Consider the following 7,106-nt stretch of genomic DNA (forward strand, 5'->3'; position numbering starts at 1 on the left):
ATTCAAATTTCAATCTTCTCATACCGAGTTTTTCATAAATTTTTTACACTACCATGTTTCTTATCACAGGTAATGCATAAGTTCAATTCTTGAAAAATTGACGAAAATGTGGTAATATGAGGACATAAATAGAGGATATTTTTAAAAAAAATCTTTCAGATTCTGAAAGACTTTTTATTTTATATTCCATGTTACATAAACGGTTTCTTCTTGTGAAATCAATGGTAAAGATAAGTCATCTGATAAAGAATCTGTATTCAGTTCAATTCCTTGTACAGACATACATAAATCGTCTTTCGAAATTGATTCATCGTTTTCCCAGCTTTCAAAACGAACCGAATCCATTCCTGTTACTTTCATATTTTGACTGGAAGCTATGATTTCAGCTTTATGTCTAGCCTGCTTCATTGCTTCTATTAGCAATTGTTCGTGATAAGAATCTGTATTAACGAGTTGATAGTTGACTGTAATTTTTACATCGATTTCATTTGTTTGTGCTATTTCCATAAATGTGTTGAATAAAGCTGCACTTGGTTTTGTTTCATATGTGATTTCTTTTGACGAAACATAAACATTTTTTTCTTCGATTTGTTCGAATAACTGAATAACATCTTTTTCTAATCGAAAATCTGATATTTGAAATCCTTTTTGTTGCAGTAAATTCAAATAATATTCTACTTTTTGATTCAATCCTTTAATACTTTCTTCATTTTTTGAATCATAATAACGAAAATGAAATACATATTTACCTAGATTTGCTTCATATTCTTTCTTTGCGTATCCAATTGTTTTTATTGTTCCCATTGTATAGCCTCCTTTATATTGAAATCTTACATCTTATTTTGACATTATTGTTGTCATATATTATTTTTCTATTTACAATCTCATAAAACAGGATATAATAAACGCAAATAGGGTATATCTTCGGCCCCATCTTGGCTGATGTGCATGCCCTATTTTATATTGTTAAAGTCAAGCTCAAGGATAGTGAATTCTATAAATTTAAATTGGAATATCCCGTTTTTAGCTTTATAGTGTATATAGGAGATAGATTATGTCAGAAAAATTCAACCAAACAAAATATATCAACGAATGGGCAAAACAGAATATGGCAACTGTTATTGGAAAATACAAAAAAGAATTTGTTGCTGAATTTAAAGAAGCTTGTAAAACATTGGGTATCAAACAATCAGATGTTATACGAAACGCAATGATTGAAACAATTCATAAAGCAAAAGAAAAGGATGCGTAACCATCCTTTCCCTTTATCATCCATTTATCATTGATAGGGGCTCATTTTTAAATTGGTAAATACAAATAATGAGAATGATATAAAGAAAATATCAGATGCCATTATTCTTCTATATCTAATACATTTTTTATAAAGTTATCATCTAATCGTAAATTATATTTTTCAAATAAATAAGTATAAAAATTATACCATACATATTCTCCTTCTTCATATTCACATGTGTAAGGATAAATTATTTTTTTGTAAAAGGATCTTTAACCGGTTCAGAACACATAGCTTCTGCTTCTCTCTGCTTTAAATGTTCGAGTATCTTTTCTTTATTTTCTATTGGATTGATCGTAATATAATTATCCGTATTTTCTATGAATTCATCTCCACTTATTCTTTTGTTACAGTATAGTATTGATTTCATGTAAAGTACCTCTTTTCTAATTTATAGATAATCAAAAATGATTCTTGATTTGTGTTCTGTAAAAGATTTTCATGTATTTGAATTTACGTTCATTTGTATTTAGTAACATTTTGATATGTTTTATAAAAATTAAGCAACAATAACTTCGACTTTATATCAAATATTCAATCCACTTAAATCTATTTCATATATCATTTTATCAGGTTGTTCATATGGTTTAACAAACATTATCATATACCATGGCATATACGTTATATTATCTTCCAATTGAACATTGTCTTTACAAAATACAGTTGCCTTTTTAAATTTCCATTCAGATACAGAAAGTATATGATCAAGAGCCTTATGTTTTTTATAGTCTTTTCCAGATTTAATTTCTAAAAGTTCGATTTCTATACCATTTTGTATTACAAAATCAACTTCACCAAGTTTACTTGAATCATAGTAATAAATTTCAAAACCTTTTGACTGTAATTCCTGAGCCATTACATTTTCCAATATACTTCCCATATTTATCTCAAGATTACCATTTAAAATATCAAACTGAATATTTTCCATACAGGCAGCACACAACAATCCTATATCTGCCATAAAGAGTTTGAAAAGACTATGTTTTTCATTTAGTTTCAACGGTGGTTGTGGTGCAGTTACGTTATAACAAGGCAATGCAACACCTGCATCTGACAGCCATTTAAAACTATTTTCATATCGATTCAACTTAGCATTTTTATCCAATGAATTAACATAGAAACGTCTTTTTTTATCATTTAACTGCGATGGTATGGCATCATATATAGCTTTTATTCGTTGTTTATTACTGTTGGATTCAACATATTGAGATATGTCATGACTATACTGTGTGATTATTTCTTTCTGGAAATGTATGACTTTAGCAATATCATGACTATTTACATAGATTTGTACTGCTTCCGGCATTCCACCTACGACCATGTATGTATAAAATAATTTTTTCATTGTATCATGAACTGAATCCGAGACTGGAGTAAGTGTATCATAGGCTCTTTTCAAATAATCAATTGTAGATTGCTGAACACCATTTGCCCACAAGAATTCTTCAAAATCCATAGGATACATTCTATACATTTCTTCAAATCCAACAGGAAAGGATACAACTTCTTTAAAATTCACACCCAAAAGAGAGCCTGACTCAATATAATCAAATCTACCATCAGCAACAAGAAACTTCATAGCTGTACGAATATTGGGATATTTTTGAATTTCATCAAATAAAACAAGTGTTTTATGAGGTTCCATTGGTTTTCTTGTATATGCTGTCAGATTCGTTATTATTGTTTGTACATCCAAATTTCCGGAGAATATTTTAACAGCATTGGGTTCTTCATAAAAATTGATTTCTATAAAATTTTCATAGTATTCTTTAGCAAATTCTCTTACAAGAGTGGTCTTACCAACCTGTCTTGCACCAATGATACATAGCGCTTTTTTATTATCTTGTTTTTTCCATTCTATAAGTTTATCGTAAGCTTTTCGTTTCAGCATTAAACCATTCTCCTGTCTTGTTTATATAAATTGTAACATAATTTTATATTTTTTATCATTATTTTGTAACCTTTTTTGAATTGTATTTTAATATATTGTAACATTATTTCAAATTACTAGAATCATTTTGTATTGCAAAGAAATTGACATTAGTTTAAGACTCTGAGTAAACTGAATGAACTAGATTGTGTTAAATATGTAGAGTAGCCTTTGAGATATAGAAGAATAACTTCCTTTAATGTCAGCAATTAATGCTGACGTTTTTGATTGCCTTTCTGAAGTTTAAATGCGTTCTGTTTTCAATCATTAATCTTGTTGAAAAAAATAGGTATAGGACAAAGAAAAATATAAACCATTCCGATAAACAACCCAATCTTTTTAATGTCATAACTCTTATTGTATCTTGTCCTACTCTGTGATAGTGTGAATATAGATATTCAGAGTATAAATGTCTTAAACAAATCATACAGAGAGGTATTAAAAATGGAAAAAGAAGAATTAATGAATGCACTGAAAAACGTAGGTGAAAGTGCAGTTGACTCCGTTAAACATTCTTTATCGATAAAAAAGGTGGGTCTAATTCAAATCGATGAAGAAAATAAGATGTTCAAAATCGATTTGAATGGAAGTAACAGTTCTGCTATAAAAAAAGCTACTTGGGCTGTGTTTACTGGTGGCCTGTCATTGGCTGCAGAAGCTGCTTCAAAGGGTATCAAAAACATTGGCAACAGTTGGATTTCATTTGAAAAACTCGTCAGTTACGATTGTTATATCGACAATGAAAGGATTACATCTGGAGTAGGTGGAAGAGTAAGAATAGCTAAAGGAGTATCGGTCGGCAGTCATCAAAGAGTAAGTAAAAATGTAACTACTTCTTTAAAGTTTATGTTGAAAATTGATGATTTAAATTGTCCTTATATCGAAATCCCTATCATCAAAAAACCTTTATGTGGTAAAGATTTTGACAAAGCCATGAAGTTAAAAAATGAAACTGAGGCTGGACTTGAGTACATTATAAAAAATCAATAACATAGATTATCTTAATATATTGATATATTAATTAGAAATTTACTATTAAACAAGTAAGAGCCATTTACCATTTATAAGTGGCTCAATTTTAAATTGACAAGTACATAATTTTCAGGCTTCATAAATAACATTGAAAAATATTCACTTTCCATTCAAATTGATTATCTACAAAAAAGAGGTTCCATATCTTTGAAAAGCTAATCATATTAAGTTGTAATTTTAAAAGATATGCTTATTTTCACAGAATTGAGAATAATAACCAAAATCTATTTAATGTTAGAATTAGCAAATCTATCAATAAATAAAAAATGGTTTGGAATTTGACTTTTGAAGTAAAATAGAATGAATAGTTTTTTGTTCCTTTAATATTAAGGAGAACTGACACTTTTATTATATTTTTGTGAAGGTAAAGAGAAAGAACAAAAGTAAATTGACATATTAAAAATAATGTTATTCTCCATTACCTTGTCTAACAATATCTAACCTAATTGAACAATTTTGTATATAGAATATCCTGAGAGTTTCCCAATAAACTAGATATTTTTTATATTCCACCATTCGCCTTTAAATCCCATATCATCCAAGATTATATCTACTGATATCGAATTAATTTTGGTCCTTAAGCTTGCAATTCTTCCATTCACTCTATTGAAAGCAGTATTAAAATCTTCAGGAGTTAGCATCTTTTTGAAAACTATCATCAACGAAAACAAATCTTGTTTACCATAAGAATAATTGCCATCAGAAAGTCTAGGAATAGCCAATGCAGAATGAACATTATTATCCGAAATACTGGATGTTGCTTTAGAACAATATAGTCTTTCATCGTGTGCACATAAATTTCTATAAAAGGCTAATGTTTCTATATACGTTTTTAATTCTCTTTCCATTATATTCCAATAGTAGGACACTTCAATTCGTTCGTTTTGCTTCATTAGTTTATAAAAATTACTTAATCTGTTAAGCGGAAGAGCATTCACTAATACCCACAAAGGAATATAGCCATGATTTAATACATAGTGTTTAAGATAATCTTTGTGTTTTAGTGAATTACTAATGTCATTTTGGATTTTGCTTATTAATCTATAAATTGCAGTAGCACGTCTAGTAATCGTTGCTTCATTTCCATATGTATTTAATGTATCAAAATTTGAATATTTTAAATAACCATCGTGTCCGTGATATTTTGAAAATATATAGGAGATTTTTGATCTTAAAGTATTTTCGATTTTTAGTATATATTTAAAAACTATCTTGCGAATTTCCCTATCAAATTTATATAACTCATAGATTTCTTCTATCGTACATAAATCCAAGTAATTTTCTGGATCTGTATTTTTTAAAAAAGGAGCTTTATAGCCATTTATCAAGTTATAATAGTTTTCTCTTTCTAATAAATCTTTTGCAAAGTTATCATCTGAAATGGTAAGATTTCTTTCTTTTAAAATATCAATCTGTTCTTCAATAGTTTTAAAATCATGCATTTTCTATCCTCCATAACAACAAAAACCCTGGCCCACACGGGAAACCAGAGCTTTTCATGCTTATATTCTACCCGCTAAACATCGATTTTTCAATTAATTCATAGATCATGAAAAAAGTATTTTAGAACTTATTGTTCATGTTCTGATTCTTAATTTTTTATCTATGGTCTATATTTTTTAATTATTATGCCATTATAGGAAGTGCAAAATGTAAGAAAAATTCAACCAGACAAAATATAATAAGAAATTATACTAAATTCACTGATTGAAATCATTAATAAAACAAAAGAAAAGGGTGAATAATTTCATCCTTTTTTTAATTTAAAAAACATGTTTTATGAAAATTTTATGAATTATTTATGAATTTAATTTTTTAGCATTAAAAAAAGCCCTAAAAATAAGGCTTCCTATTCTTATGGTGGAGGTGAGGAGAGCGCGATTAAAACATATAACTCCCGTAATCACCTCTATTTTAAAGGATATTGACATTACCTATAGTTCCTAAAAAGTACTATATACGATTGAAACGGTATAGAGAATTAATCAAATGTTAGTCAAAAAAATTAAACTGAAACAAGCCTATAATAACCTGAACTCTTATGATAAAAATCATAATACTTTATTTTTTTGTAGAAATGATATTTCCAATCCATTTTAAACATCCAATCACAATTCCAATTATCCATATGAACAATAAAACATACATCACTTTAAATTGTGACAATAATTCATAATTCAAAAAATCCATCAATGGATTCATGATAACAGGTAATGGAATGGTTTTGGTAAATGGAAATTCAATTGGAAAAATCATTCTCAAACAAATTACGAGAACTAATACAAATAATAAATCAGCTCGAAATAAATGATAACTTTTTTCGTGTGTTAATATGAAACTGAAAAAAAGAATAAATAATAAAGAAACACACAAAGTTATAAATAAAGAAGAAATACTTATATTCATTATTTATCAGCTAATTCCTTTTTCTTTTGTGCAATTAATTTTTCCAGTTTCTCAATGGATTCAAAGTCATCATTGTTTTGAATAAAATGAAGTGTCAATTCTTCAAATGTTTCTTTCTTAATAAAAGAAGCTATATATTCCGATTCAGAAATACAGGGACTGTATAAACGAGCAATTGATTTTTTGTTTTTACCAATTCCTGATACTTCCACATATCCAATGGATAATAAATGCTGAAGAACCTGTGAAACTGTATAAATACTTAATCCCTCTGTCGTTTGTGCTATTTCATTTGCTGACATCTTATGATTCTCTTTCCATAAAATATCCATTACCTGGTTTTCTCTTTTTGTTAGTTGTATATATTCCATTGTACTCACTTTCTTACAGATTATAACAAAGTAAATATTTCTTTACAAGTTAACTCATTGACCCTTGTGTTTT

General features: G+C 27.9%; 8 protein-coding genes. 2 read left to right on the forward strand and 6 right to left on the reverse strand.

Annotated features, from left to right (window positions below):
• Positions 1-174: 174 nt before the first annotated feature.
• Positions 175-804, reverse strand: a complete 630-nt coding sequence (locus tag ACI32A_RS07220; protein ID WP_439754368.1) for an SIMPL domain-containing protein — start codon at positions 802-804, stop codon at positions 175-177.
• A gap of 250 nt (positions 805-1,054) precedes the next feature.
• On the opposite strand from ACI32A_RS07220, the gene ACI32A_RS07225 reads away from it, so the two are divergent.
• Positions 1,055-1,252, forward strand: a complete 198-nt coding sequence (locus ACI32A_RS07225; protein WP_439754369.1) for a hypothetical protein — start codon at positions 1,055-1,057, stop codon at positions 1,250-1,252.
• Between the two features lie 232 nt (positions 1,253-1,484).
• Here ACI32A_RS07225 and ACI32A_RS07230 read toward each other — a convergent pair whose 3' ends face one another.
• Both ACI32A_RS07230 and ACI32A_RS07235 read right to left on the reverse strand, forming a co-directional pair.
• Positions 1,485-1,664 carry a hypothetical protein gene (locus tag ACI32A_RS07230; protein WP_439754370.1) on the reverse strand — a complete coding sequence of 60 codons (180 nt, stop codon included), beginning with the start codon at positions 1,662-1,664 and terminating at the stop codon, positions 1,485-1,487.
• Positions 1,665-1,820: 156 nt separating this feature from the next.
• Complete coding sequence (locus tag ACI32A_RS07235; protein WP_439754371.1) at positions 1,821-3,185, reverse strand: ATP-binding protein; 1,365 nt, start codon at positions 3,183-3,185, stop codon at positions 1,821-1,823.
• 483 nt (positions 3,186-3,668) lie between these two features.
• Between ACI32A_RS07235 and ACI32A_RS07240 the strand changes: the two genes are divergently transcribed.
• Positions 3,669-4,214 (forward strand): hypothetical protein, encoded by a 546-nt coding sequence (locus ACI32A_RS07240; protein WP_439754372.1) that lies wholly within the window; start codon positions 3,669-3,671, stop codon positions 4,212-4,214.
• A gap of 533 nt (positions 4,215-4,747) precedes the next feature.
• On the opposite strand, the gene ACI32A_RS07245 is transcribed toward ACI32A_RS07240, so the two are convergent.
• The 3 genes from ACI32A_RS07245 to ACI32A_RS07255 form a co-directional block, all read right to left on the reverse strand.
• Complete coding sequence (locus ACI32A_RS07245; protein WP_439754373.1) at positions 4,748-5,698, reverse strand: Abi family protein; 951 nt, start codon at positions 5,696-5,698, stop codon at positions 4,748-4,750.
• A gap of 619 nt (positions 5,699-6,317) precedes the next feature.
• Positions 6,318-6,512 (reverse strand): hypothetical protein, encoded by a 195-nt coding sequence (locus ACI32A_RS07250; RefSeq protein WP_439754374.1) that lies wholly within the window; start codon positions 6,510-6,512, stop codon positions 6,318-6,320.
• A 149-nt stretch (positions 6,513-6,661) separates the two neighbouring features.
• On the reverse strand, positions 6,662-7,033 hold the full coding sequence (locus ACI32A_RS07255) for a BlaI/MecI/CopY family transcriptional regulator (protein WP_439754375.1): 372 nt from the start codon (positions 7,031-7,033) through the stop codon (positions 6,662-6,664).
• Between the last annotated feature and the right edge of the window lie 73 nt (positions 7,034-7,106).

This window comes from Floccifex sp. (assembly GCF_051873555.1).
In the GTDB taxonomy this organism is placed as follows: domain Bacteria; phylum Bacillota_I; class Bacilli_A; order Erysipelotrichales; family Erysipelotrichaceae; genus Floccifex.